The sequence below is a fragment of the Methylobacterium planeticum genome (genome assembly GCF_008806345.1).
Classification (GTDB): domain Bacteria; phylum Pseudomonadota; class Alphaproteobacteria; order Rhizobiales; family Beijerinckiaceae; genus Methylobacterium; species Methylobacterium planeticum.
In genome coordinates this window covers 1-25,553 of record NZ_VZZJ01000011.1, presented here as the reverse complement: position 1 = coordinate 25,553, position 25,553 = coordinate 1, and the positions used below count along the sequence as shown (strand labels likewise).

General features: G+C 69.3%; 26 protein-coding genes and 1 tRNA gene. 16 read left to right on the top strand and 11 right to left on the bottom strand.

Annotated features, from left to right (window positions below; genetic code table 11):
* Positions 1-8 precede the first annotated feature (8 nt).
* Positions 9-218 carry a hypothetical protein gene (locus F6X51_RS14135; RefSeq protein WP_150964320.1) on the bottom strand — a complete coding sequence of 70 codons (210 nt, stop codon included), beginning with the start codon at positions 216-218 and terminating at the stop codon, positions 9-11.
* Between the two features lie 198 nt (positions 219-416).
* On the opposite strand from F6X51_RS14135, the gene F6X51_RS14130 reads away from it, so the two are divergent.
* Positions 417-1,226: a class I SAM-dependent methyltransferase gene (locus F6X51_RS14130; RefSeq protein ID WP_150964319.1), complete on the top strand. Its 810-nt coding sequence runs from the start codon at positions 417-419 to the stop codon at positions 1,224-1,226.
* Between the two features lie 80 nt (positions 1,227-1,306).
* A complete protein-coding gene (locus F6X51_RS14125) occupies positions 1,307-2,395 on the top strand; it encodes an alpha/beta hydrolase (RefSeq protein ID WP_150964318.1) in 1,089 nt (362 codons plus the stop codon).
* A 73-nt stretch (positions 2,396-2,468) separates the two neighbouring features.
* Here the strand turns inward: F6X51_RS14125 and F6X51_RS14120 are convergent, their stop codons facing one another.
* Both F6X51_RS14120 and F6X51_RS14115 read right to left on the bottom strand, forming a co-directional pair.
* The gene (locus F6X51_RS14120; RefSeq protein WP_150964317.1) at positions 2,469-4,031 is read right to left on the bottom strand and encodes a GMC family oxidoreductase; all 1,563 of its coding nucleotides are present in this window, start codon (positions 4,029-4,031) and stop codon (positions 2,469-2,471) included.
* Complete coding sequence (locus F6X51_RS14115) at positions 4,028-5,455, bottom strand: alpha/beta hydrolase (protein WP_150964316.1); 1,428 nt, start codon at positions 5,453-5,455, stop codon at positions 4,028-4,030. Before F6X51_RS14115 ends, F6X51_RS14120 begins: the two co-directional genes overlap by 4 nt.
* Positions 5,456-5,649: 194 nt before the next feature.
* Here F6X51_RS14115 and F6X51_RS14110 point away from each other — a divergent pair, with 194 nt between their 5' ends.
* From F6X51_RS14110 to F6X51_RS14055, 12 genes are all read left to right on the top strand, one after another.
* The gene (locus F6X51_RS14110) at positions 5,650-6,528 is read left to right on the top strand and encodes an SDR family oxidoreductase (protein ID WP_150964437.1); all 879 of its coding nucleotides are present in this window, start codon (positions 5,650-5,652) and stop codon (positions 6,526-6,528) included.
* Positions 6,529-6,830: 302 nt separating this feature from the next.
* Positions 6,831-7,889, top strand: coding sequence for an HD-GYP domain-containing protein (locus F6X51_RS14105; protein ID WP_150964315.1), 1,059 nt, complete (start codon positions 6,831-6,833; stop codon positions 7,887-7,889).
* 273 nt (positions 7,890-8,162) lie between these two features.
* Positions 8,163-9,647 (top strand): MmgE/PrpD family protein, encoded by a 1,485-nt coding sequence (locus F6X51_RS14100; protein WP_150964314.1) that lies wholly within the window; start codon positions 8,163-8,165, stop codon positions 9,645-9,647.
* Positions 9,648-9,826: 179 nt separating this feature from the next.
* Positions 9,827-10,300: a hypothetical protein gene (locus tag F6X51_RS14095; RefSeq protein WP_150964313.1), complete on the top strand. Its 474-nt coding sequence runs from the start codon at positions 9,827-9,829 to the stop codon at positions 10,298-10,300.
* The gene (locus tag F6X51_RS14090; RefSeq protein WP_150964312.1) at positions 10,297-10,548 is read left to right on the top strand and encodes a monovalent cation/H+ antiporter complex subunit F; all 252 of its coding nucleotides are present in this window, start codon (positions 10,297-10,299) and stop codon (positions 10,546-10,548) included. The genes F6X51_RS14095 and F6X51_RS14090 overlap by 4 nt, the downstream gene beginning before the upstream one ends.
* Positions 10,545-10,832 carry a monovalent cation/H(+) antiporter subunit G gene (locus F6X51_RS14085; protein ID WP_150964311.1) on the top strand — a complete coding sequence of 96 codons (288 nt, stop codon included), beginning with the start codon at positions 10,545-10,547 and terminating at the stop codon, positions 10,830-10,832. The genes F6X51_RS14090 and F6X51_RS14085 overlap by 4 nt, the downstream gene beginning before the upstream one ends.
* Positions 10,829-11,098 (top strand): Na(+)/H(+) antiporter subunit B, encoded by a 270-nt coding sequence (locus F6X51_RS14080; RefSeq protein WP_150964310.1) that lies wholly within the window; start codon positions 10,829-10,831, stop codon positions 11,096-11,098. Before F6X51_RS14085 ends, F6X51_RS14080 begins: the two co-directional genes overlap by 4 nt.
* The gene (locus tag F6X51_RS14075; protein WP_150964309.1) at positions 11,095-11,871 is read left to right on the top strand and encodes an MnhB domain-containing protein; all 777 of its coding nucleotides are present in this window, start codon (positions 11,095-11,097) and stop codon (positions 11,869-11,871) included. Before F6X51_RS14080 ends, F6X51_RS14075 begins: the two co-directional genes overlap by 4 nt.
* Before the next feature lie 40 nt (positions 11,872-11,911).
* Entirely contained in the window at positions 11,912-12,334 is a 423-nt protein-coding gene (locus F6X51_RS14070) for a sodium:proton antiporter (protein ID WP_150964308.1), read from the top strand.
* The gene (locus F6X51_RS14065; protein WP_246696802.1) at positions 12,331-14,109 is read left to right on the top strand and encodes a complex I subunit 5 family protein; all 1,779 of its coding nucleotides are present in this window, start codon (positions 12,331-12,333) and stop codon (positions 14,107-14,109) included. Before F6X51_RS14070 ends, F6X51_RS14065 begins: the two co-directional genes overlap by 4 nt.
* 235 nt (positions 14,110-14,344) lie before the next feature.
* Positions 14,345-14,421: transfer RNA gene (locus F6X51_RS14060), tRNA-Arg, on the top strand.
* A 698-nt stretch (positions 14,422-15,119) separates the two neighbouring features.
* Positions 15,120-15,338, top strand: coding sequence for a DUF6894 family protein (locus F6X51_RS14055; RefSeq protein ID WP_246696801.1), 219 nt, complete (start codon positions 15,120-15,122; stop codon positions 15,336-15,338).
* Between the two features lie 1,113 nt (positions 15,339-16,451).
* On the opposite strand, the gene F6X51_RS29045 is transcribed toward F6X51_RS14055, so the two are convergent.
* The 4 genes from F6X51_RS29045 to F6X51_RS27930 all read right to left on the bottom strand — a co-directional run bounded on the left by F6X51_RS29045 (position 16,452) and on the right by F6X51_RS27930 (position 18,694).
* Positions 16,452-16,712, bottom strand: a complete 261-nt coding sequence (locus F6X51_RS29045) for a DUF6894 family protein (RefSeq protein WP_407658550.1) — start codon at positions 16,710-16,712, stop codon at positions 16,452-16,454.
* Positions 16,713-17,144: 432 nt separating this feature from the next.
* Complete coding sequence (locus tag F6X51_RS14045; protein WP_150964306.1) at positions 17,145-17,381, bottom strand: DUF6894 family protein; 237 nt, start codon at positions 17,379-17,381, stop codon at positions 17,145-17,147.
* 106 nt (positions 17,382-17,487) lie between these two features.
* The gene (locus F6X51_RS14040; RefSeq protein ID WP_150964305.1) at positions 17,488-17,748 is read right to left on the bottom strand and encodes a DUF6894 family protein; all 261 of its coding nucleotides are present in this window, start codon (positions 17,746-17,748) and stop codon (positions 17,488-17,490) included.
* Between the two features lie 769 nt (positions 17,749-18,517).
* A complete protein-coding gene (locus F6X51_RS27930) occupies positions 18,518-18,694 on the bottom strand; it encodes a hypothetical protein (RefSeq protein WP_191970124.1) in 177 nt (58 codons plus the stop codon).
* Positions 18,695-19,076: 382 nt separating this feature from the next.
* On the opposite strand from F6X51_RS27930, the gene F6X51_RS29040 reads away from it, so the two are divergent.
* Positions 19,077-19,562 (top strand): DCC1-like thiol-disulfide oxidoreductase family protein, encoded by a 486-nt coding sequence (locus F6X51_RS29040; RefSeq protein ID WP_407658561.1) that lies wholly within the window; start codon positions 19,077-19,079, stop codon positions 19,560-19,562.
* Here the strand turns inward: F6X51_RS29040 and F6X51_RS14030 are convergent.
* The 4 genes from F6X51_RS14030 to F6X51_RS14015 form a co-directional block, all read right to left on the bottom strand.
* Positions 19,537-21,081 (bottom strand): hypothetical protein, encoded by a 1,545-nt coding sequence (locus F6X51_RS14030; protein WP_150964303.1) that lies wholly within the window; start codon positions 21,079-21,081, stop codon positions 19,537-19,539. The genes F6X51_RS29040 and F6X51_RS14030 overlap by 26 nt on opposite strands.
* On the bottom strand, positions 21,078-21,722 hold the full coding sequence (locus F6X51_RS14025) for a class I SAM-dependent methyltransferase (RefSeq protein WP_150964300.1): 645 nt from the start codon (positions 21,720-21,722) through the stop codon (positions 21,078-21,080). The genes F6X51_RS14030 and F6X51_RS14025 overlap by 4 nt, the downstream gene beginning before the upstream one ends.
* A gap of 88 nt (positions 21,723-21,810) precedes the next feature.
* Positions 21,811-22,818 carry a glycosyltransferase gene (locus F6X51_RS14020; protein ID WP_150964298.1) on the bottom strand — a complete coding sequence of 336 codons (1,008 nt, stop codon included), beginning with the start codon at positions 22,816-22,818 and terminating at the stop codon, positions 21,811-21,813.
* A gap of 209 nt (positions 22,819-23,027) precedes the next feature.
* Positions 23,028-24,617 (bottom strand): porin, encoded by a 1,590-nt coding sequence (locus F6X51_RS14015; RefSeq protein ID WP_150964296.1) that lies wholly within the window; start codon positions 24,615-24,617, stop codon positions 23,028-23,030.
* A gap of 350 nt (positions 24,618-24,967) precedes the next feature.
* On the opposite strand from F6X51_RS14015, the gene F6X51_RS14010 reads away from it, so the two are divergent.
* Positions 24,968-25,465, top strand: coding sequence for a response regulator (locus F6X51_RS14010; RefSeq protein WP_150964295.1), 498 nt, complete (start codon positions 24,968-24,970; stop codon positions 25,463-25,465).
* Positions 25,466-25,553: the final 88 nt, after the last annotated feature.

Sequence of the window (25,553 nt, the reverse complement as noted above, 5' to 3'; positions counted from 1 at the left end):
TCCCGGCCTCAGGCGCCGCCCGTTCGGGCCGCCTCGGCCGGCGCGCCGCGCCGTCGCCCGACGTAGAAGCCGAGGGCCGCCACCGGAGGCCCGATCGGGGACGTCGCCACGAAGAACCAGACGAAGCCCAGATCCTCGATCACGGATCCCGCCGCCCTGCGCCGCCAGGTCGAGCCCGTCGAGCAGGCCGGGGCGCGGGCGAACGATCGTGGTCTCACGGCGTCGAGAGGGCGAGCACGGATCCGGCGCGCGCCGGCGGAGCGGTGCGGCGGCCTGCCGGCCGGAACGCACGGAACCGCTCCGACGCGGCGGCCGCGCGGATGCCGGCCGTTTCGGCTGTATCATGGCGCGCGCCGCGCCAGTTCGAGCGGGCCTGCCGCGGCCATCCGTGGCGCCTGCTCGGTGGGGCGCGAGCGATGTCCAGGGCGATCCAGGATCACAACGAGCGCGCGGCGACGGTCTGGAATTCGGGCGGGGCGGCCTACGACGCGGTGAGCCACCAGATCTCCGCGGCGCTGGAGCACTGCGTCACGCGGCTCGACCCTCTCCCGAACGAGCGGGTGCTCGATCTCGCCACCGGCACCGGGTGGACCTCGCGGTTGCTGGCGCGGCGGGGCGCTCGGGTCACCGGCATCGACATCGCGGCCGACCTCCTGGCCTCGGCCCGGACCCGCGCGGCGGCGGAGCGGCTCGACATCGCCTACCGGCTCGAGGACGCGGAGGCGCTCTCGTCCGCCGACGCGGCGTTCGACGTGGTCGCGTCAACCTTCGGCGTCATGTTCGCCGGCCGACCCGAGGCAGCCGCCGCCGAGATGGCGCGCGTGTGCCGCAAGGGCGGGCGCCTCGGCCTCGTGACCTGGACGCCCGACGGCACCGTCTTCGAGATGTTCAAGGTGATGCGCGCCTACATGCCGCCGCCCGCCGGCGCGCCGCCGCCCTCGCCGTTCGCGTGGGGCCAGCCCGAGCGCCTCCGGGCGCTGCTCGGGGACGCCTTCGACCTCAGGTTCGAGCCCGGCGCCTGCGTCTACTACGATTGCGACGGGGAAGCGGCCTGGGAGGTCTTCGTCAACGGCTACGGGCCGACCAAGGCGCTGGCGGGCAGCCTCGACCCGGACCGCCGGGCGGACCTGCGGCGCGATTTCGTGGCATTCCACGACCGTTTCCGGACCGAGCTCGGGATCGCCGTGCCGCGCGCCTACCTGCTCACGATCGGCACGCGCCGCTGAGGTCCCGCACCCGCATTGATGTTCCGGTCGGGCGATGCTTCAAACCCTGCCTCCGCCTCTCCGGCGGTCGGGAGATCACGATGCAGAGAACATCGACGAAACGCCAAGTCCTGCTCGGCCTCGCATCCTGCGCGGCTTTCGCGGCGTCGCCGGTCGCGCCGATGACGGCCGCCCGCGCCGCACCCGCTGCCGGGGGCGCCATCGAGACCGAGAGCTTGCGCATCCCGACGCAGGATCCCGGCATCGAACTCTACATCCGCAACAAGCGCGCGGTCGGGCAGGCAGCCTTTCCGGCCGAGAAGATCCTGCTCTACGTGCATGGGGCGACCTACCCCGCCTCGACCTCCTTCGACCTGCCCCTCAACGGGCTCTCGATGATGGATTACCTCGCGGGCCAGGGCTACGACGTCTACCTCGTCGACCTGCCGGGCTACGGCTTCTCCAGCCGCCCGCAGCCGATGAGCATGCCCGCGCAGGACACCAAGCCGTTCATGCGCACGCCCGACGCCGCGCGGGCCGTCGGGACCGCGGTCGACTTCATCCTCAAGCGCCGCGCCGCCGACAAGCTCAACCTGATGGGCTGGTCGTGGGGAACCTCCACGATGGGGCTCTACACGAGCCAAAACAACGACAAGGTGAACCGCCTGGTGCTCTACGCGCCACAATGGCTCGCCAAGGCACCGCCGAACCTCGGCAATACCGGCCCGCTCGGCGCCTATCGCGGCGTCTCGCGGGATAGCGCGAAGGATCGCTGGCTCAAGGGCGTCCCGGAGGACAAGAAGGCCGACCTGATCCCGCCGGGCTGGTTCGAGCAATGGGCGGATGCGACCTGGGCGACGGACCCGGTCGGCACCGCGCAGAGCCCGCCCGTGCTGCGGGCCCCCAACGGCATCATCGCGGATTCCCAGGACTACTGGCAGGCCGGCAAGCCGCTCTACGATCCCGGCCTGATCCGCGTGCCGACCCTCGTCATCCACGCGGAGTGGGATGCGGATCTGCCGAGCTACCAGGCCCAGGAGTATTTCGCGAAGCTCACGAACGCGCCCTACAAGCGCTTCGTCGAGCTCGGCGAGGGCACCCATGCGGTGATGATGGAGAAGAACCGCATGCAGTTCTTCCGCGAGGTCGGGGCCTTCCTGAACGAGGTCGATCCCGTCGCGCTGAACTAGCCGCATCCCCTCCGAACGGCCGGGCCTCCCGGGCTTTCGCCCGCGATCTCGCCGCAGATCACGTGCGGACGATTCAGCCCGGCCGTCGCCCCAGACCTCCGAGAAAGGCCTCGGCCGAGCGCAGACTGAGCGCCATGATGGTGAGCGCCGGGTTCGCCGCGAGGGAGCTCGGGAAGGTCGAGCCGTCGCAGATCCAGAGGTTGGGCACCTCGAAGCTCTGCCCGAACGGGGTGACCACCGCCTCGTCGCCGTCGCGGCCCATCCGGCAGGTGCCGATCGTGTGGGCGACGCGCTCGAGCACCCAGATGTCGCTGGCGCCGGCCGCCTCCCAGAGCGCCTTGAGGGTCCGGGTCGCGTGCGCGTTGAGGGACTGCTCGTTCCGGCCGTAGCCGAAGCTGACCTGCGCCTTGCGCATCCCGAGGGCGTCGGTCTCGTCCGACAGGGTCAGGACGTTGGTGTCGCAGGGCAGCGTCTCGCCGTTGATGCCGATGCCGGCGACGTGGTTGTAGCCGTCGAGGTAGTCGCGCAGGGCGGCGCCCCAGAGGCCGCGCCCCCGCGCGACCGAGGCGCCCCAGGTCAGGGGCTCGACGCCGAGGCTCTGGATCAGGTAGCCGCCGGCGAAATCCGCATCGCCCGGGCGCACCATGTCCTCGCTGATGAGCGAGGAGGGATAGCCGCGGTTCATCCGCATCTCGCCCGGGAAGCTGCCCCAGACCTGGGTGGCGACGTGGCCCATGTAGTTGCGGCCGACCTGCCCGCTGCCGTTGGCGAGGCCGAGATGCAGGAGGAGGCGCGGCGTCTCGACGGCGCCCGCGCAGAGGAAGACCGTCCCGCAGCGCAGCCGGTGGTCGCGCCCGTCCCGGCGGTAGAGCACCGCCGTGATCCGGCCCGCGCGGTCTTGCTCGAGCCCGTGCACCCGGCTGTCCGGGCGGATCTCGGCCCCGCGGGCGACCGCGAGGGGCAGGTAGGTCACGTCCATGCTGGTCTTGGCGCCGTTGCGGCAGCCCTGGTGGCAGTAGCCGCAATGGATGCAGGCGTGCCGGGTCCCGCCGCCCTCCTGGGGGAAGTCGCGCGACACCACCGCGGCCGGGGCGTCGGTCGCGCAGAGACCCAGATCCGCGCAGGCCTTGGCCATGACCCGGGCCGGCGCGTTCCGCGCGACGGGGGGAAGCGGGTAGCGCCGGGCCGGATCCCAGGGGTAGGCCTGCGGCCCGGAGACGCCGATGAAGGCCTCGACGCGCTCGTAGAAGGGCACCAGCTCGTCGTGGCCGATCGGCCAGTCGAGCCCCATCCCGGACTCGCCGTGGAGGCGCAGGTCGCGCCGGTCCGCGCGCGGCGTGAAGGCGCCCCAGTGCAGGGTCGAGCCGCCGACGCCCGTGCCGCTGTTGTTGCCCCCGAAGGCCTCCGGGGTCGAGCCGCCGCTGAGGCGCTCCTCCGTCCAGTAGATCTCGTCCGCCAGCGTCTCGTCGAAGCCGAAGCGGGCGGCCTCAAAGTTCGGGCCGGCCTCCAGGGCCACGACCCTCAGGCCCGCCGCCGCGAGCCGGGCGAGCAGGGGCGCGCCGCCGGCCCCCGTGCCGATCACGACGGCGTCGACGGCCTCGTCCGGCGCGTGGCGGCGCATCGCGTCGAGGTTCATCGCGCCCGTTCCCCCGTCGCTGCCGGTTCCCAGGGTTCCGGCGCGTCGATGCCGACCTGCGTGAAGCCAACCATGCGGTCGACGTCGTCGCCGCCCGCCCCGATGCCGCCGTAGCCGAGGCGCGCCAGGGCGGCCGGGTGGGCGAGGTAGGTCCGCACCGCGTCGGCGCGCAGATCCTCGAACCAGAGCTTCAGGCCCTCGGCGCCGAGACCGTCCCGGGTCTCGACCGCGGCCGAACCGGCGGCGACCGAGGCCAGAAGCCCGTCCTGCGCGGCGGCGTCGAGCGCCAGGAAGGGCGCGCCGTGGCGCTCGCGCGCCGCCGCATCGAGGGTGGCGAGCGCGCGGGCATAGGCCTCCGCGTCGGGCGGCAGCGTGGCGAAGCGCCAGCCGTCGCCGCCGCCGCGGGCGAGCCGCGCCTCGATCCGGGCGGCGAGATCGATCCGGCCGCCGCCGTCGAAGGCCTGCGGCAGCACCCGGGCGAGGACGGCGCGGAGGATGGCCAGCGCGACGGGATCGAGGGCGACCGGCTGGTGGGCCGGATCGTCGGGGGCGGCGCGGGCGAGCAGGACCTCGCGCAGGCGGCTGTTGACCCGCTCCGAGGCGATCAGGGCCCGGTAGGCCTCCGGAAGAGGCGGGCCCGGATCGACCGCGGCCGGGGCCTCGGCAGCGTGCCCGGCGATGAGGTCCGCCACCGCGGCCGGACGCTCGATCGGCAGCAGGTGGCCGGCGCCCGGGAGCGTGACGTGGCGGCCTCGGGCGAGGTGCGGCAGGGTCAGGGCCACCTGCGCCGGCGGGCCGAGATCGGCATCCTCCGTGCCGCTGAGGACGAGGGCGGGCGCGCGCAGCACCCCGATGCGGCAGCTCCAATCCTCGCGGGCGCCGTCGCCGAGCCAGGCCTTCCAGGCCTCCGGGTTCGCCCGCAGCACGTCGGCGACGGCGCGGGCCTGCGCGTCGGCCGCGAGCGGGGCCCCGGTGTTCCGGCGGATGAAGCGGTCCGCCTCGGCGCGGCGGACGTCGGGGCCGGCGTCGATCCAGGCGATCATCGCCGCCCGCGCCGCCTCCGCCATGGGCTCGGGGCTCGGCGGCGAGCCCGCGACGAGGACGAGCCCGGAGAAGCCCGCGAGGTCGGGTGCGCCGTCCTCCGCGCGGCGGGCGAGGGCCAGCGCCACCTTCGCCCCCATGCTGTGCCCGGCGAGCCGCCAGCGCGCCGGCGCGAGGGCCGCGATGCGCGCCGCGACGTGGTCGGCCATGGCGGCCACGCCGCACCCGGGCAGGTCGGCCGCGGCGCCGAACCCGGGCAGGTCGATCGCGACGCAGCGCAGGCGGCCCGCGAGACGCTCGGCGACGCGATCCCAGGTCTCCGCGCTTCCGCCGAGGAGGTGCAGGCAGAACAGGACGGGCGGCTCGGCGGCGGGATCGGGCATCCGGGCGAACTCGCGCCGGTTCCGCGAGGGTCAAGGCGGCCGGCCCCGCGACCCCTCGCTGCACCCTGCGTCCTTCGAGCCGACGCCGCGCGGACGCGAACTTCTGCCGCAGGGACGCGTGCGCGCGATCCACGTTGGCAGAAGCAGCGCGCCTGCACCGCATGCGCCTCGCGGAAGCCGAGAAAGACCGAGACATGACCGCAGACCCACGCAACGCCGGCGCGCGTCCGCCCTATCCGGGCCACCAGCAGCAGCCGCGCCCGGGTCTCAGCTCGAAAATGACGCCGGAGCCTGACCACGGTGAAACGAGCTATGTCGGCAAGGGACTCCTGACCGGACGTGTCGCACTCATCACCGGCGGCGATTCCGGGATCGGCCGGGCCGTGGCGATCGCGTATGCGCGCGAAGGAGCCGATGTCGCGATCTCCTATCTCGCCGACGAGCAATCCGACGCCGAGGAGACGGCCGGTTGGATCAGAGAGGCCGGGCGGCGCGCCGTGCTGCTGCCCGGGGACATTCGCGACGCGGACCATTGCCGCGCCCTCGTCGACCGCACGGTGGCGGAGCTCGGCGGTCTCGACATCCTCGTCAACAACGCCGCCGCACAGGTCGTCAACACGAGCCTCGATGACGTCAACGCGCACGACCTCGAGGGGACGTTCCGGGTCAACGTCTTCGCGATGTACCACCTCTGCCAGGCCGCCGTGCCGCACATGAGGCCGGGGGCGGCCATCATCAACACGACGAGCGAGCAAGCGAAGATCGCCGACAAGACCATGCTGATCTACGCGGCGACGAAGGGCGCGATCGCGAGTCTCACGATCGGCTTGTCCAATCTGCTCGCACCGCAGGGGATCCGGGTGAACTGCGTCGCCCCCGGCCCCATCTGGACCCCCATCCAGCCGATCGTGAAGAGCCCGGACGAGCTTGAGACGCTCGGTGCCCAGACACCGCTCGGGCGAGCCGGGCAGCCGGCGGAGCTTGCCCCGGCATACGTGCTGCTGGCCTCGCGCGAGGGCAGCTACATGAGCGGAGCGTTGGTACCGGTCACCGGCGGCGTGCCGATGTTGTGATCGATGCCCCGGTCAATGCTGGCGTCGCAGCGCCGGCGCCGGCCAAGCTGAGACGCGGCCCGCCCGACGCCAGGACGTGATTCGACGCCGTCTGACACGGCACGTGGCGGCTCGCGCAGCCCGGCACGGTTGGATCGTGTGATCCTTATCCAGATGAAGGCCCCGGATTCGCGTCGCTCGCAGGAATTTAGCCTGCTGGTAACCGTTTTCCGAGAGGCCCGCGCGCGACACCATCGATCTTAAGGGGCCGCGCGGAGAGATGTCGTCGGGCATGAGCTGACGAACGCTGCAGGAGCGCGGTGGTGCTGGACGGACTGATCGTGCTCGTGTCCGACGGCCCGAAGCGGAGCGCGGCACTCGCCGACGGCCTGGGCCTCGTCGGCCGGTGCGAGGTCGTCTCGCCCGACATCCGGTGGGACAAGCTGCCCGGCGTCTCGGCGGTCGTGACCGATCTGGACCTGACCCGCGCGAATGCCATGACGTGCCTGCTGGCCCTGCAGCGTCAGGCCTGGGGTGCCGGCCTTCCGATCCTGTGCCTCTCGCATCGCAGCTCCGACCGGGCGCTTCGCCAGGCGCGCATGCTCGGCGCGAGCGCCTGCCTGCCGGTCTATGCGGAGCCGCACGTCGTCGTCACCGCGCTCCTCAACCTGATCAACCCCGCCGAGGGGAGCCTCAATGCCAGCGCCCGCCAATGCGCCGAGCGCGCGGCCGCCGCCCTCGAAGGGCTCTTCGGCGTCGCCGAAGCCTCGCGGTTTATCGACCTGCAGGCGGTCGACGGCTGCGTCGATCCCCTGCTCTCCGCCCTGCGGGACGGCGGCCTTGCACGCTGGCTCAACACCATCCGCGCCCATGACAACGCCACCTATCAGCATTCCCTGGTGGTGGCGGGGCTCGCGGCCCAATTCGCCTCCCATATCGGCTTTCCCGAGGCGCAACGGCAGCGCCTGGTGCGCGCCGCCCTCGTGCACGACATCGGCAAGTCGCGCGTTCCGCGCAGGCTCCTGCTCAAGCGCGGCCCGCTCGATTCCGAGGAGGCGGCCGTCATGCGCACGCACACGGTGCTCGGGTTCAAGCTCCTCAGCGCCAGTGCCACCGTGGACCCGGCGATCCTGGACGCAGTGCGTCATCATCACGAGATGCTCGACGGCTCCGGCTACCCCGACGGCCTGAGCGGCGATGCCATCAGCGATGTCGTCCGCTTCCTGACGATCTGCGACGTCTACGCGGCGCTGACGGAGCGCCGTTCCTACAAGCCGGCCATGAGCTCCGCGGAGGCGCTGCAGGTCCTGCACGGGATGAGCGGCCGCGTCGAGCCGCGCTTCGTGCACGCCTTCGGCAAGGCCGTGGCGCAGGCCGGATAAGGCGCCACCGAGCGGCAGCGCGATGCCGCTGCCCTCCGATCGGGGCAGGCGCGCGAACGGGCCGTCGTTTCAGGCTCGGCGCGCCGGGCGTCCGGGTGCCTGCGCCTCGGACGCGGGAGAGGGAGGCGGCCTCCTCGACGGCGCTCCGGATGACCCGAGGCCGACCTCATGCGTTGTCGGCGGGCGGCAGCCCGGTTCCGGTTCGGCTGCCGGGTTGGCTCGGGCCGCGGCCCGAAGCAGGCTCGTCGACGCCTGCGAACGGAAGGAAGCGCCATGTCCAGAATCGATCGCCGCACGCTGCTGGGGACAGCCGGCCTCGCGCTCGCCGCCACCGGTGCCAGGGCAGCGCCCGAGGGTATCGGCGCGAGGGCAGCGCCCGAAGGCCCAGGAGGGACTGCGCCCGCCGCCCCGACACCCGCGGCGGACGTGACCCGGACGCTCGCGCGCTACGTCGTCGGCGCCCGCTACGAGGACCTGCCGGAGGCCGTCCGCCGCGAGGGCACCCGCACCTTCCTCAACTGGGTCGGCGTCGCCATCGGGGGGTCCCACCACGAGACCCTCGACGTCGCGGTCTCGGCGCTCGCCCCCTTCTCGGGGCCGGCGCAGGCGGGGCTGTTCGGACGCACGGAGCGCTTCGACATCATGAACGCCGCCTTCCTCAACGGCGTGTCGAGCCACATCTTCGACTACGACGACACGCATCTGAAGACCGTGATCCACCCGGCCGGCCCCGTCGCCTCCGCGATCCTGGCCTACGCGGAGATGCACCCGGTCTCGGGGGCCGACTTCCTCAACGCCCTGGTGCTCGGCGTCGAGACCGAGTGCCGGATCGGCAACGCCGTCTACCCGAACCACTACGATGTCGGCTGGCACATCACCGGGACGGCGGGCGTGTTCGGTGCAGCCGCCGCGGCCGGCAAGCTGATGGGCCTCAACGAGCGCCAGATGGTCTGGGCGCTCGGCCTCGCGGCCTCGCAGCCGGTGGGCCTGCGTGAGTCCTTCGGCTCCATGAACAAGAGCTTCAATCCCGGCCGCGCCGCGGCGAACGGGCTCTTCGCCGCGATCCTGGCCGCGAAGAACTACACGAGCTCCGACGGGATGATCGAGGCCAAGCGCGGCTGGGCCAACACGGTCTCGACCAAGCAGGATTACCGCGCGATCACCGACGGGCTCGGCACGCGCTACGAGGCCCTGCTCAACACCTACAAGCCCTTCGCCTGCGGCATCGTCATGCATCCGGCGATCGACGCGGCGGTGCAGCTGCGCGACGAGAACCGCCTCACCCCGGACGAGATCGAGCGGGTGACGATGAAGGTGCACCCCCTCGTCCTCGAGCTCACCGGCAAGACGACGCCGCGCTCGGGCCTCGAGGGCAAGTTCAGCATCTACCACGCGGTCGCGGTGGCGCTGGTGGAGGGAGCGGGCGGCGAGAAGCAGTTCAGCGACCGCGCGGTGCGTGATCCCGTCATCACGGCCCTGCGGGGCCGGGTGGCGCCGGTGGTGGATGCCGCGATCAAGCCCGAGCAGGTCGATCTGACGATCACCCTCAAGGACGGCCGCAGCCTGAACCGGTTCATCGCCCACGCCATCGGCAGCGTCGAGCGCCCGATGAGCGACGCCGCCCTGGAGCGCAAGTTCACCGATATCGCCGAGGGCATCCTGCCGGATCCGCAGACCCGCCGCGTTCTGGACCTCTGCTGGCGGATCGCAGCGCTGCCGCAGGCCGGGGAGGTTGCTCGGGCCGGCGCCCAGGCCTGAGCGCCGCGAGCCTGCGGGTTACCCCGAGCCATCGCGGTGAGCCGCGGCGCACCCGCGCGTCGCCCTCCGAAGAGGGGCCGGCTCGCGAGCGGCTCCGCCTCTCGCACGCAACCCATGCGCCCGGAGGAACTTCAGGTCACGCACCGACATTGGCCTCCACGACAAGGCGGGCCTCCCGGATGCTCCAGTTTGCCGCTCTGTGGCTGTTGCTCTCAGGCATCTACCTGCTGTTTGCCGGCACCCTCAGCCTGACTGAGACCGCAGCGGCCGTGCTCTGCGGCCTGCTCGCAGCGATCTGGACCCGATGCGCCGGCGATCCGGGCGAGATCCGCTTCCGGCTGAGGCCGGATCTGTTTCGACCTGTGTTGCGAGCGGCGAGCGAATTGCCGGGGCAAACGTTCAGCGTGGGCCTTCGCTTGGCAAAAGCAGCCGTCCGTGGCGGTTCGGGCGGCTCGGCCCTGACGGCGGCGTCCTCCACCCTCAGTCGGTTCTCCCTGGCTGATTCGAACCCGGAAGCCCGAGCCGATCGGGCCGTCGGGATCCTGGCAGCCTCGCTCGCCCCTCGCAGCTACGTGGTGCGGCTCGATCCGGAGAGGGGCATCGTGGTCATGCACGATCTCTCAGTCCGGTCCGAGTCCGGGACGGCGGCGTGAGTGCCTGGGGCTGGGCCGCGGCGGCGCTGCTGCCGCCGCTCGCTCTCGTCATCGCCGCCGGTTGGCGCGGGAGCCTCGGGCAGCGCTTCGCTGCCTATCAGCTCGCCGGCTCGATCGGCACGATCCTCCTCGTGTTCCTGAGCTTTGCCACCGATCAGCCGTCCCTGACCGATCTCGCCCTCACCCTCGTGCTTCTCACGCTGCCGGGAACGCTCCTGTTCGCGGTGTTCCTGGAGCGCTGGCTGTGAGTGCCGCGATCCTGCCCGTTCTCCTCGCCCTCCTCGTCGCGGCGAGCTGGGTCGCGGCTCTAGCGATCCTCCGGCTGCGGCGTGCCCTCGACCAGTTGCACGCGGTCGCGTTCGTTAACATCGCGGCGGCCGTCCTGCTTGGGGCGGCCGCAATCCTGGCGGATGGCCTCTCCGGGCGCTCCCTGAAGATCCTGTTCCTCGGCGGATGTCTGGTCCTCTGGGGCGGCGTGCTCGCCCATGCCGCCGGCCGGGCCCTGTGGCTGCGCGAGGGACCGTCCGCGTGACCGTCCTCCTGAACCTTCTCTTCCTGATGATCGCCGCGACGGGAGCCAGCGTGGTCCTCATTCGCGAGCCCCGGCGGCAGGTCTTCGCCATCGCCCTCAACGGCCTCGTCCTGACCCTGCTGTTCACGGCACTTCAGGCGCCCGACGTGGCTCTCTCCGAACTCGCGGTGGGGACGGCGGCCGTCCCGCTTCTGTTCATGATCGTGCTCAGCGCGGTCCGCACCGCCGAACCTGGCCAGGACACGCAATCGGGCGAGGACGCATGAGCCCGCGGCTGCGCCTCTGCGTGCTGGCGCTTGCCGCCCTGGTCCTCCTGCCCTGCGCCGCGTCGGCGATCGGCGCGCTTCCCGAATTCGGCGGCCGGATCGCCGCCTACGGCGCCGCCATCAACGCAATCGCCCCGGCCGAGCGCCACGTCGCCAACATGGTGAGCGCGATCAACTTCGATATCCGTGGCCTCGACACGATCGGGGAGGAGTTCATGCTGCTTGCCGCCGTGACCGGCACCGTGGTGCTCCTGCGCGGCAGCCGGGGCGAGGGCACGACCGACCGGGCGGTGCGACTGCCCGGCCGGGCCGCGCCGCGGCGGTCGGACCTCGTCGTGCTGGCCTGCCGGGTCGCCGGCCCCCTGACGGCGCTCTTCGGCCTGTACGTCGTGCTTCACGCCACGGTGACCCCGGGCGGCGGGTTTCAGGGCGGCGTCATCCTTTCAAGCGCCACGCTGCTGATCTACCTCGGCGACGGCTACGCCGCCTGGCGCGATAGCATCCGAAGCCACTGGCTCGACGGGATGGAGGGAGGCGGCGCGCTGCTTTTCGTCCTGTGCGGCCTCGCGCCGATGCTCGTCGGAGGCGCCTTCCTGGAGAACCTGCTCCCCCTCGGCCGGTTTCGGGACCTGTTCTCGGGCGGCTTGATGCTGATCGAGAATCTCGGCGTCGCCGCGGCGGTGACCGGCGGCTTCACGCAGCTCGTCCTCGAATTCATGGAGGAGACCCGCGAGCCCGACCAGCCCGACGATCCGGACGGGGCCACCCCGTGAGACGCCCATGAGCATTCCATGAGCCTCCCATGAGCATTCCATGAGCCTCCTACCCTACGCGGTCGCGGCGTGGCTCTTCGGGGTCGGCCTCTACGGCATCGCGACGAGCCGGAACTACATCCACCTGATCGGCTGCCTCTCGGTCTGCCAATCGGCCACCTACGTGCTGCTTCTCGGGATCGGCTACCGCTTCGACGCGATCGCCCCGATCTTCTACGATCATCCCCCGGGGACCCCCGCGGTGGACCCCGTGATGCAGGCCCTGGTCCTGACCGACATCGTCGTCGGGGCGACCTTGACGGCGCTCCTGCTCGTCCTCGCTCTGCAGGTCTACAAGCGCACTGGCACGCTCGATCCCGAGCGGCTTCGCCCGATGCGGGGGACGCGCGCTCCCGGGCCGCGGCCCAGAAGCACCGATCGGCCGCCGACGAAGCGCGCCGCGCCGCCGGCGGCCCGCTCATGATGTCCGCGGGCATCTGGCCGACGCTCCTGCCGAGCGCCGTCCTGCCGCCCCTGCCGGTCGCGATCCCCCTGGCCATGTGTGCGCTGATGCTCGGGCTCGCGCATCGCCTGCCGGGCCGCGTGCCAGACCTGCTCGCGGCGCTCACCGCCCTCATGGTCGCCGCCCTGAGCGGATTGATCGCCCTCCGGGCCGCCGACGGTCCCCTGGTCTACTGGTTCGGCGGCTGGGCGCCCCGCGACGGTGCGGCGCTGGGCATCGGCTTCTCGATCGACGCGGCGAGCGGCTGGGTCGCGGCCTTCATCGGGCTGCTGTTTGCCGCGAGCTTCGTCTTCGCCTGGGGCTACTTCGAGACGACCCACGGGCACTTCCAGATCCTGATGCTGCTCTTCCTCGCCGCGATGGTCGGATTCTGCTTCACCCGCGACCTGTTCAACCTCTTCGTCTGGTTTGAGGTGATGAGCGTCGCGGCCTTCGCGCTCACGGCCTACCACCTCGAAGAATCCGCCCTCGCGGGCGCCCTGAACTTCACCGTGACCAACAGCCTCGCGGGCTTCCTGATGCTCGGTGGGATCGGGCTGATCTACGCCCGGGCCGGCACCCTGGACTTCGAAGGGCTCGCGGTCGCGGTGGCGGGCGCCGGGCGCGACCCGGTGGTGGTCGGCGCCTTCTGCCTCGTCGCCACCGCCCTGATGATCAAGGCCGCGGTGATGCCGTTCCAGTTCTGGCTCTCCGATGCCCACGCGGTGGCCCCGAGCCCGGTCTCCGTGATCTTCTCCGGCGCGATGGTCTCGCTCGGGCTGTTCGGGCTCGCCAAGCTCGTCTGGACGGTCTTCGCCGGGTCCGACCAGATCCGGGACGCGGTCTCGCTCCTGCTGATCGCCGGGGGCAGCGCCACCGCGTTGCTCGGTGGCTGGATGGCGCTGCTGCAGCGCCACCTCAAGCGCCTGCTCGCCTTCTCGACGATTTCGCATGCGGGCATCATGCTGCTCGGCATCGGCGCGCTGTCGCCGGGCGGCACGGGCGGGCTGCTGCTCTACCTCGTCGGCCACGGCCTGGTGAAGGGCGCCCTGTTCATGGTGGCCGGCATCCTTCTGGCGACCCGCGCCGGCATCGACGAGATCGACCTGCGCGGCCTCGGGCGCGGCATCCTGCCGGCCGGCTTCGCCATGGCGCTCGGCGGCCTCCTCCTCTGCGGCCTGCCCCTCGGCCTGCTCGACCAGGGAACGCGCCTCCTCCAGGGTGCCCTCTACGCGCAGGGACACGGGTTCGCGCTCGCGGCCGCCATCGCCGGCGCCGGCCTGACCGGCGCGGCCGTCTTGCGGGCCGCCGGCCGCATCTTCCTCGGTTGGGGAGCGGATCCCGGGGACGAGGCGCAGGCACCGAGCGCGTCGGAGCGGGAGAAGGCCAACCGTCCCCTGTGGCTCATGCTGGCACCCTGCTGCCTTCTCCTCGCTCTCGATGTGCTCGCTCCTGAGGAGCGGATCGCCGGCATGGCCGCCCATGCGGTGCCGAGCTTCCTGCGGCAGGCGGGCACCGCCGCTCTCCCGCCCGGCCCAGGCTGGACCGCCTGGCTCTCACTGGCCCTCGCCCTCGGAACCGCCGCCTTCGCGCTCTTCCGCGAGCGCCTGCCGGACTGGCTCGACCGCTCCGTCCGCACGACTCAATCCGCTCCGACCCGCGCCCTCGAGGCGCTGCACAGCGGCCTGATCGGCGATTACGTGACCTGGCTCGCGGCCGGCCTCGCCCTCATGGCCGCCGTTCTGGCGCTCGCCTGACGGCATCGCCGCGGCACAATGCCGGCGCACGCGCGGCTCCTCGTCGCGCGCACCGTCCGCGTCCGGAGCGCAATCGGCGCTGCGATTGCGCAACCTCTTCGACCCGACGCCCCCGACACGATTCGACCCTGTGACCTTTGCCCGAGGAGGGCCGGGCCATCATCCTTCGGGCCAGGACTCTTCCACCGCCCCGTTGCACCCTGCGCGGGCTTAGGCTACTGAATCGCCACGGTCAGCACCCGTAGCTCAGCTGGATAGAGCGTTGCCCTCCGAAGGCAAAGGTCACACGTTCGAATCGTGTCGGGTGCGCCAAAACCTGAGCTTGCGTCGCGCTTGGCGTTTCGCCGAACTCAGCTCTCCCCAAGGTCAGCCGGTCGAACACGCAGCTGTCATATACGGTGCGTGGCACGGCAGTGGAGACGCACTCGCCGGTGATGCTCCGTCCGGCAGGCTCGGATAAAGCGTGGCTCACGGGCATGAAGGTTCGCGAACGCGCGTGGGCCCACGAACAGGGCGTTTGATCGATGAGATGCCCGAAGGGGATGCGATCTCCGGGGTATATCTGCGGGCGTCCCTACTGAGATATTGTCGAAGAACAGATATACCAAGAATTATGCCTTCGACTTTCTCTTTGCCATCTGCTTGGCAAGCTTCCTGAGTATGTTCCGGACATGAGAACGAACCGGATACTCCTGGGTCGACGTGGTCTCCGGGTTGGATTCGTCGATGGAACTCGGGCGACTGCCCTTCATCACCAGACTCCGATGCGCGACCCTGGCAGCAAGATCATCGCAGAACGCAAATGCGTACCACAAATGATGGTACTAGATCGTGATTTTGTGTTCGGATCGGCGATGAATCAGCGCAGAATCTAGGTAGTCAGCTTGAGGTTAAGATGGGTGGCTACCCCGATGCACTCATTGACACAGGCCCGCACGATTCTGTTAACTTTTTCGACGCCCTCGGTGATCCGGCCCTGCCTGCAAGAGGGATCATCACCAGAGGGGAACGTGGGGCAGCGCTTCTACTTCGACCTGCGGGGCAACCGAACGGTCATCATCGACCAGGAAGGCATCGTCGCAAATGATCTCAACGAGGCCATCGTGGAGGCTCTCGCGGCACTGCGTGAGATGCGCGCCAGCGGAGAGTTGGACGAGTTCGGCGACGGCTGGAAGCTGATCATCCGTGACGAGAAGGGGGGCGCGCGGAAGGCCTTCTCGATCTGGTGAGGTTCGGACGTCAGGTAGCACTGCGATCGCCGCGGAAGTCTGCGACCGCGATCGCGCATGGGTTCGCCTCGGATCGGTTCGCGAGTCCATCCCGTGGGTCGGCATTCCGACGCACGATCACACGCGCTAACCCTTGTGGTGGCAAAGTGGATCGACCCTGCCGCCTAACCCTGCCGCAGGATCGCCAGGATGGCCTGGATCACGGTGGCGCCGCCGATCGGTGCGATGAGCAGAAGCAGCGCGTTGACGGCGATGAGCCAGATGAGCACCCGCTCCTGACGTTTCGTGAGCCGGGGCTCGCGGCGTGGTGGCTCCCAGGGTGGCTTCCACCCTCCCTCGGCATACATCGGCGTCTCCAAACCGGGCTCTGCCCTTCCATCTAGCGTCGGCCGCCGATCCTGCGAGGGCGCGGGGACCCGCGAGCCGCGGACGAATCTCAAGGCTCGCGGAGCGTTGGTGCCGACCTCGCAACGACCGGGACCATCGTCGCTCGTCTGACGGGCGACCGGCGACTTTGGGAGATCAATACCGGGACTGGCCAAGCCGGAGACAGCGGGCTTCCCGAAGACAATGAACGGACCCGTGGACGTCCCTATGCGCTCGGGAGAGAGGCCGGACGGAAACGCTGATGCCGATGGCACAGACATCGGGCGCCGTCCGCCCCGGACACGTCTTCACCAGAACTGGATCTCATCCCATCAAAATTCGATGGGTCGAATGCAATCGCAAGTATCTAAGGTGGCGGCGAATAGCAGTCGAAGCGTTTGACATGGAACGAAGTGTTGCCAGATCCACTGGCCGTCCAGGACGCTGAAGCCGGGTGGCACAGGCGGCGAGGCGTTTGCGATTTGGGTTCGACCTGCAAGATTACCAGGGGAAAGTATTCGTCGGAACAACCGGAGAACAGGCAATGGCATTCAGGACCTCACAGCGCGTCCGAAGTCGCCGCGACGGAATCTGTCCGCGGATCGCAAGGCGGACCTGAGTGCCGGAGATTTTCTGTTCGGTTGAACGGCCGAATCGAGACACTGGCGAGTCGCTCGATGCCGGCGTCTCCCCGCCACTGGACCGGCGATGCGTCGGGACTGCCGCTTCGAACTGCCCAGAGTCGCGTCACGCTGCCTGCGAGGCACCCTGCTCCGCATGCCACACGGTCGACAGGTTCAGGCATGCTGTGAGAACCGTCCGATTGTTCGAATCGCGGACGATGAGGTTAAGTCCTCTGTCCGCATACCGCTCCGGTTGATCTTCCGCGATCTGACACAAGGCGATCAGCGCTTCTGAGGAGACCGCCCTCGGATTTGCGCATTCTGTTCCTTCCTCGTCCCGAGTCGAGAGATGAAGGTCATGGAAGTCAAAGAAGTATCGGGCCATCAGAATGACCTTTCGGGCTTAGCTTGTGCCAGAGAAGAGAGTTGCCGAACATCCCGCCGAATCGGGTGTGCGGTTCACTATATCCCCGATTGGAATGCCAGCAACAATAGCCTCGGCGCGTACGGTTTCGCACGAATTGGCCAGCGGTCATTACGGCTTGGTCAGTCCGTGAACTGAATTTCGTTGTCGTGCAAAATCTTAGCCCCGCGCGCTGAATCATCGCGCTGGCGCAAGCGGGTCTTCCGGAGTGCCGGAACGAACCTCAGCCCGCGTGATATGGTTTTTCGGTCACGTTTGAGCCAGGGCAGCCTCGGGATGCCGGAACGCCAATCACCGGCGGCAGCCGCAGCCGGGATCGGGGCGCTTACCCGCTGGACGGCTGGAGGCCGTGGCCGACCTGTCGGTCCGACGGCTGAGGTAGGAACATGCCTGTCAGGCAGTCCAATTGAGATCCAGCGAGAGTTCAACGTGGAATAAAATGACCCTGCGCTTGTCACGAACGTAAGCCGAAAGCTTGATGTGATCGGAGCCCTCGTTGCTGTCTCGTGCTAGTGCGATGAGAAGCTGTCTTGCATGGGCTTTCGCGGCGAAATCATCTTCCGCATCAAATCCTTTCGTGTCTTTTGTCAGTTGCGAACCTCTCTGTAAATCTACGTAGTACCGTGGCATAGAAATGCTCGCTGACGCATGCGTGAGCCATTCTACGCAGATACGAGTTTCGCTGGAACTGAGTAATAGTCTTGTGCCCGGAAAATTCGGCGTATCGATTCCGGCGTCAGGCCGCATCGTCCCGCGCGTGCTTCGGGTGCCAGGAGGCAGACAGGTTCAGGGTGGCCGTCAGGACTGATTGATCGGCGGAATTGCGCACGATAACGTTCAGCCCTTGGCCGGCATAGCGGTCCGGATGATCCTCCGCGATCTGACACAGGGCTCTCAAAGCTTCCGTTTTGACGGCAGCACGATCCAGGCATTCTGTGCCTTCATAATCATGAGCCGACAGGTGCGTGTCATGAACGTCAAAGAAGTACCGGGCCATTCATTTGACCTTCTACAGCTAGCGCGTGACGGGACAATGCTTGCTGCGCAATGCAGCGGTCCGGCGGTGAGAGGCGCCTTATCCATAACCGGAATTGCGCTGGCAACACCTTCGTCCCGTACGGAAGCGCACGGACTCACAATTGTTAGTTCGCGCGGACGCGTTTCACCCAGCAAAAGCCGCCGTTGCAGAAAGGCTTAGCCCTTGATGCTCGCCCTCTATCGGCAGAGCCTGTGGCAAAGCTGCCATATCGCGCCGCGCGCAGGGTCCCTGCCGATGTGGCACGCGGACCGTCAGCCGGACGCCAGACGACGGTGTTGTCGGGCCTGAGGCCGCCCGAGCAACCAAGTTCATTCGCGAGCGACGCCGCTCGATGGCCCGGGTTCCCGAGGGACCTGGAGCGAGAAGGACCTGGATCGACAGGGTCGTAGCCCCGATGGGGTATTCAGTGAAATGACTACGCAGGCCGATCATGTGCGTATTCCCTGACGCCTGCGCCCGGGAATGAATGTCCGGAGCACAGACGAAAGCAATGCATCGTCGGGGAAGTAGAATGCTGCTGGAAGGCCAAGCCGTTCCTGCATGCGTGAGCGGCTTCCCGAGCCAGCCCATCCTTGGATGCTCATGTCTCTGCCAAGCCCAGCTTCATGGGCCCGAACCTGCTCGGGTGGTTCCTGCTGATCGCCTGGGAAGCTGCGCAATTGGGCGATCACAGCCTCTGGTAGGATGGAATCCGGAGGGCAACGTACCTTGCGTGCCGTGCGCCCGTCTAATGGACCTTCGCGGGCGCGGCTGCCCGTCGAACGAGGCCGGCCAGGCCAGACACGGCGACCACGAAGGCCAGTCCGACGAGGCAGAAGAACCCCAGGACATGTCCGGGTCGCCCTTGCGCGAGAAGGATCGACACGATGACCAGGGACAGCGCTAGGGTGGTCAGGACGCTCAAACCGGTCTCCTCCTGAGGTAACGTCCGCCGGACTAGCGCACTCCAGTGTGGCGGGAACACGGCCCCGCTCCCGGCGCTCCCCGATGACGTCCCTGCCGCCTGGAGGCAGCAGGGTCTGCGGTCGTTGCCGGATATGGCTCCTCGAGGCACGGGCCGCACCTGCGGAACATCTCGGCTGCGCCCAAGGTCGCGAGGCCTTCGCCGACCGATTTCCGGGGCCGCCCGGGCGCTCGCCCGTACCACCTCGCGGCCGGTCCCGGATGTGCCGGATTCCCGCCCACCGGAGCCGGAAACCGCACATGTCGGATCCTGCCACGGTCAGTTTCTCCCCGGTCCCGTCGGAGGGCCGGCCGGCGGCCCGGATCGATAGCCGCGTCCTGTCATCGTCGATGATGGGCTCTGCGGGATGTGCTCGCGTCTGGTGCGTTTCGTCCTCCGGGCGAATGGGCGCAGGGAGCGGCATCGCTTCGCTCCGGCACAGCCGGAGACCGGTGCGGCCTTCTACGACGCCCTCCCGCGTCCGATCAGTCCCGAGGCGACGGTCCTCCACGTTGTCGACGGCATCGCTCTGACGACGGGCAGGGCCGTCCAGGCGCTCCTGCGGAGCCTCGGTTTGCCGTGGGGCCTGCTCGTCGGAAATCTCGGGCTCCGCCAGTCCGCTCGGTCGATCGGGGGCCGGCCTCGCGCGGGCCATGCGGATGCGGCTCGTGCTGGAGATGCTCCAGGGCCTCACGCACCTCGCGATCCTCGGGGGGCACGCTGCATCGGGGAGACGCCCTCGCCCCGCGACGGCTCCGCATCCGCGCCCGGTGAGCTCCCGGCCCGGGAGCGCCGATGCGGCGCTACGGGGCAGGCAGATGGACCGTGAGGCTGCCGACCTGCCGCTTGACCGGATAGGCCGCGTCCATGGCCTCGGCCACGGGCGGATTGTAGCGCTGGTCGAACAGCGGGTCGCCGCGCTGCCCCGTCGTCGCGAAGAAGCCGAACGCGCCAGCCCGAACCATCGCCACGAAGGCAGCCTCGTCGTAGAGGCCGGTATGCGCGAGCTCGGCCGCGATGGCGGGTTCCCAGAGCACGTCGCGCCCCGCGCGGATCGGCAGCGTCATGTCGTCGGAGATCACGGGCCGGTCGGCGGCACGGATCAGGCTGGTCAGCCGGTCCTTCGCATCCGTCTCGGCCTGGGCGGCGGCGATCCGTGCGTCCCAGCGGGGCGCGAGGATCGCCTGCGCCGGTAGCCCTGCGAGGACGAGGAAGACCAGGATGGGCCCGGGGCGAGCCCGGGAAGCGCCCGTCCGGTGCAGCGCCGTCGCGACGGCGGGCCTGAGGCCGAGGCCGACGAAGACCGCCACGGCGTAGGACCATTCGGTGAAGTAGTTTTCCGCAGACCCGACCTTGATGACCATCGGGAGCAGGAGCGTCTTGATCGCCAGGTAGGTGCCGGCAAGGAGGAGCGCGGTGCCTTCGCGGCCGGCCCCGTCCCGGGCGGCCCAGGCATTCCGGAACTGGGGCCAGGTGCGCGTCGCCCCCAGAACCGCGGCCGCGACGAGGAACACCTGCTGACCGATGAGGAGCGGAACGTAGAGGATCCGCTGCGGGTCGATGCGGTTCACGTTGTAGAGGAAGACGTGGCGCACGAAGCCGCCGTCGGTGAGCGCGCACAGGATGACGAGCGCCGCGGATCCCATCGCCACGCATCCGGCCAGCAGACGCCACGCGCGTTCGGGCCGGACGCGGTAGAGGACGAGGAACGCGGCCGCGGGCGCCGCAATCGAGACCTGCTTGGTATAGACCGCGAGCACGAAGGCGAGGGCCGCGGCTTCGACGAGGCGGGGCCGCTCGAGCGCACGGACGGCCAGGACGAGGCCCGCGAGGCTGAAGGCGCAGGCCAGCATGTCGACGCGCATCAGCGGCGCCCAGTTGACGACCGGGGCCGCCACGAAGCAGCTGAGCCCCGCAAGGCCCGCGCAGGCGCGGCGCACGGCCCGGGATTCTCCGCGCCCGATCGCATCGCGCGTGAGGATGCCGACGAGGACGGCCGACGCGAGCGTCGCCAGCAGGCTGACGAGGCGCCCGGCCACAAGCGCGTCGACGTCGAGCCCGTGGGCGAAGGCGCCCGAGGTCAGGTAATAGACCGGCGGATAATGGTAGACGATCGCCGGAAACGCGGTCAGCGGCGCGTAGGCCCGCCCGTCGAGCATGGTCCGGAGTTGCTGCCAGACGATGCCTTCGCCGTAATTGAACTCGTACGGGTAGGGCAGCACCGCGACCGCCGCCCTCAGGAGGCTCCCCGTATCGATGAGGAACAGGAGGCCGGTCAACGCGAGCCCCGCGCCGATCCAGCCGCGGAGCGCGGGCAGACGCCGCGTCGGCGCCGGTGCGCCCGTCACGGGGCGGCTCCCGGGCGGGCACTGACCAGCATCTGCTTGCCCATCGGCTTGAACGGCGCGCGCAGGTAGGCGCCGATCAGCGGCGCCGAGACCGGCAGGCGCGACTTGACCGTCAGCGGCAGGAAGCGCGGGCGGACCTCGTCGACCGCCCAGCCATGCGCCCGCAGGAAGTCCGGCAGGCTCACATGCGAGTAGACCGCGACGTGGGTGTAGTCGTCGAAATACTCGCGATAGGCGTAGCGGTAGTTCGGCTGGAGCAGGGTCAGGCGCCCGCCCGGTGCCAGCACCCGCCGGATCTCGGCGAGGGCCGTGACGCAGACATCCTGCGTCAGGTGCTCGAAGAGGTTCGAGGCGAAGACGAAATCCACGCTCGCGGTCGCCACCGCGCTGAGGTCCGTCACCGGGGTGATGATCGCTTCCACGCCCGGCGCGACGTGCTCGGCAAGTCCGGGCCAGTGATCCACGGCGATGCGCCGCCGCGCCACCACGGCGTTGATGAAGTTGCCGTAGCCGGCGCCGAGGTCGAGCACGCAGGCCTCCGGAGCGATGCGGTGCCGGAAGTGGTAATGCCACAGGGCCTTCCACAGGACGTCGCGGCGCGGGTCATGGGCAAGGCGCGAGCCGTGATAATCGCCACTCATCGATTCGATCCACTGCCGTCTGCCGGCTTGCGTTCCGTGGGTCTGCGGCCGGTGCGGGACGCGCCCGGGCGGGGTGCCGCGGTCGCGCTCAGGCGGTGCGCCGCCAGTCGAACAGCAGCCCGACGATCATGCGGGATCCGACCGTGAAGCCGCGCCAGTTGTTGACGTTGCCGCCCTTGCTCACCCCGACGCGCTGATGGAAGGTGATCGGGCATTCCAGCAGCACGAGACCGCGGGCGAGGGCCCGGTCGAGAAAATGGGCGTTGAACTCGAGGTTCACGGCCGGGTTCAGCGTGTCCAGGAGACCGATCAGGGCATCCCGGCGGCAGAGCTTGTAGGTCGTGCCCACATCCGTGATGGTGCCGCGGCCGAGATGCTTGGCCTCGAGCAGCTTCCCGACGAACAGGTTCCCGTAATAGATGAACGTGCTCAGCTGGGTGATGTACTGGCGCAGCGGCTCCACGGTCCGCGTGCCGTTGACGATGTCGGCATGCGGCGCGTAGGCGAGCAGCTTCTCGATGTCGTAGGCCCGGAAGGTGCTGTCGCCCTCGCACAGCACGACGAAATCCGTATCGGTGAACTTCACCGCCTCGCTCAGGCAGCGGAAGACGCAGCGGCCGTAGCCGGGCTCCAGTTCGTCGAAGACGAGGGCGCCTGCATTCTGCGCGAACACGGCGGTGCGATCGCGGCTGTTGTTGCTGACGACGATCACCCGCTCGACGAGCGGATGGTTCAGGAAGTCGGCAACCGCGCCGCCGATGCTGTTCTCGTCATCGTAGGCGGTCAACGCCACGGTCACGCGGCGGCGGCGGACGGGCTCGAAGCGAACCGCGACATCCGGCTTCTTGTACTTGAGGAGGACGAGCAGATCGAACAGGGCCAGCGTGATCCCCGTCAGGATCGGCAGGCCGCTGTACCAGACGAGCGCCTCCGCGACCGGATCGAGCAGCGCGTGCTGCTGCAGGAGATAGCGCGGGAAGACGAGCAGCACACCCGCGAGATACATGCAGACGCCGAAGCAGAAGCACAGGACGCCGTAGAGCAGGAACGGCTTGTGCAGCCGGCTCGCGGCTCGCCCCTCCACTGGCTGTCTCATGTGGATCCGCACTCCCGTTCGGCGGCGGGTGCATCCGCGGCGTCGGTGGGTGCCACGCTATCGCGACGAGGTTAAGCCTTTCCCCTCCGCTGCGGACAAGCGCGCCGCCCGAGCCCCGGACGCGGATGCCGCCCCCGCCGGAGCAGGAGCGGCACTGGGCCTCGCGAGGACCTGTCGGCGCTTCGTCGGTGTCGGCGTTTCGCCGGACCCTAGAAGTCACGCTGGACGCGGGCGCGCACTTGGTAGACGTCCTGCGAATTCACGTTGACGCCCGGGCGGGTCGCGTCCGGCGTGCGGCCCTGGTTCAGGGAGACGCGGCTGTAGAGGCCCTCGGCGCCGATATCGAGATCCTTGACGGGCGACCAGATCAGGCTCGCGCCGGCGACTATCTGGTTGAGGTCGCGCAGGATCGGGCTGAGGGCATAGCCCGACGGGCTCGTCAGGAACGAGGCCGGCACGTTGCCGGCGACGGCGCCGTTCGAGACGCTGAGCGCGGCGCGGCCGGACTTGCCGTACCTGACCTCGCCGTAGCTTCCGAAGACGGCCGAACGCCACTCGGGCGACCAGTAATGAAGGAACGAGCCGACCACCGTGAAGCTCGTCGAGAGCTCGATCTTGCCGGTGATCGGGTTGACCACCGCGTCGTTGAAGTACTGGTCGAAGGGCGAGTTGTTGGTCAGCCGGGTGTTCTGGAGGTAGGTCGCGGTGTAGGCCTGGAAGCCCGTATAGGACATCGCGCCCTCGCCGTAGGCGCCCTGCAGGTAGAGGGCGTCGCCCGGGGCGATGAAGGGCGCGTTGATCTTCACGCCGCCCTGTACGGCCCAGCCGTACTCGTTCGAGGGGCGACGCACCGCGGCGAGCGAGGCCGCTCCGCCATTCAGGCCGAAGATCGCGCCGGTGGGCTGGCCGATGCCGACCTCGTGGACGGCGGCCGAGAGCTGGGCCGAGCCCCAGGCCTGGTCGAGGCGCAGCGCGCCGACGAAGTCGGGCGTGCGATTCTTCTGGGTGACGTCGTAGTAGACCTCCGAAGTCGGCAGGCCGGTCAGCGGATTGAGCGCGTTGGCGACCGGGGCGAGCGAGGCCGAGTTCGTGAAGATGCTGAACGAGGAGTTCGCCGAGGTCGCGTTCGAGATGGACGAGAAGACCGGCTGCCAGCGGAAGGTCGGGTCTTCGAGCGAGACCGTGGCCGACCAGCCCTCGCCGAACTTCGCCGTGTAGGCGAGCAGGTTCGTGGAGGCGACGTCGGAGCCGAGCGTCACCCCCATGATCTCGAAATCATGGGCGTAGAAGTCGAAGAACGAGGAGGCGCGGCCGGCGGTCAGCCCGGCGAACTGCACGAAGGCCTTGTCGACGTTCACGTATTGCTGGGCGCGGCCGAACGTGTCGGGGCCGAGCGCCGGGAAGGCGTTGCCGACGCGCTGCTGAGAGCCGGAGGTCACGAAGTTGCCGGTGCGGCTCTGCACGTCGAGGCGCGTGAAGGCGCGCAGCGTGCCGTAGGCGGTCTGCGTGCGGGCATCGACGTTGAGGCGCATGGCGCCGCGATAGTTCGCGAGGTCGCTGCCGCGGGTGTAGTTCGAACCGACGACGCCGGCCTCGAAGCGGGCACGGCCCGAGATGCGCAGGCAGGTGTCGGTGCCCGGGATGTAGAAGAAGCCTGCGCCGTAGGCCGAGCAGACGCGGACGAACTCGATCGGAGCCGCCTTCTTCACCGGCAGGTCGGCCGCATAGGCAGAGCAGACCGGAATGAAAGCTGTGGTTGCAAGTATATGTGAGATTCTAATGGTCACGAAAGCCTCCATCGCACGAGGGAAGTGTTGATCCGTCGCGATGTGTGCTGTCAATGACGCCCGGCTCGATATTGCCTATCCAGAAAAAACCGGAGAATTGATGTCGTAAATGCGCAACTATGCTGTCGTACGACGTGAAATATTAATGTTCTTTGTCTTGGAAATTGAAATCTTATTGATCTCGAATGGTCGGATTGCGGTCGGGGGACGACGGGACGCCTGCCCCCGGTCCGGCGTCCCGCAGGGCCGGACGGACAGCGCGTCACTGTCTAATTGCACACACAATCGGATCGTGCGTATGAACGGCCATCGGGACGGTGCCGCTTTCGGGTCACGCTCCCGTTGGAGAGGCGGCGCGCGTCGTGTCGGAGGCAGATCCAGGGCCCATCGCCATCCTCGTGGTCGATCTGGATCGGGTGATCCGCATGGTCACGATGGATATGCTGGAGGAGGCGGGCTACCGCGCCCTCGAGGCGCGCGATGCTCGGGAAGCCGTGGCACTGCTGGAGCGGCACCGGGACGTGCGCCTTCTGATCACCGGCCAAACCCTGCCGGGGCAGATCGACGGAATCGGGCTCGTCCATCTCGTTCGCAGCCGCTGGCCGAAGCTCGGGATCCTCGTCACCTCGGGCGCGCTGAGCCGCAGCGGGCGCGAATTGCCGGCGGGCGCGCGGCTCGTCCGCAAGCCCTACCAGTTCGACGATCTGCTCCGCGAGGTCGAGGGCCTGATCGGTCCGTCCGCCGAAGCGGGCGAGGGCGCCCGGGTCCTGCCGGAGACGATCAGCGTGCCGATGCCCTCCGGGCAGGCGAGCGGAGGCGCGACCATCGCCGGTCCGACGCCGGAGCCCGACAAGACATAGGGCCGCGACCCCAACAGGGGCCGCGGCGGCGATCTCAGCGGAACAGGATCAGGGCCTTCGAGAGCGTGATCCAGACGCCCCACAGGAT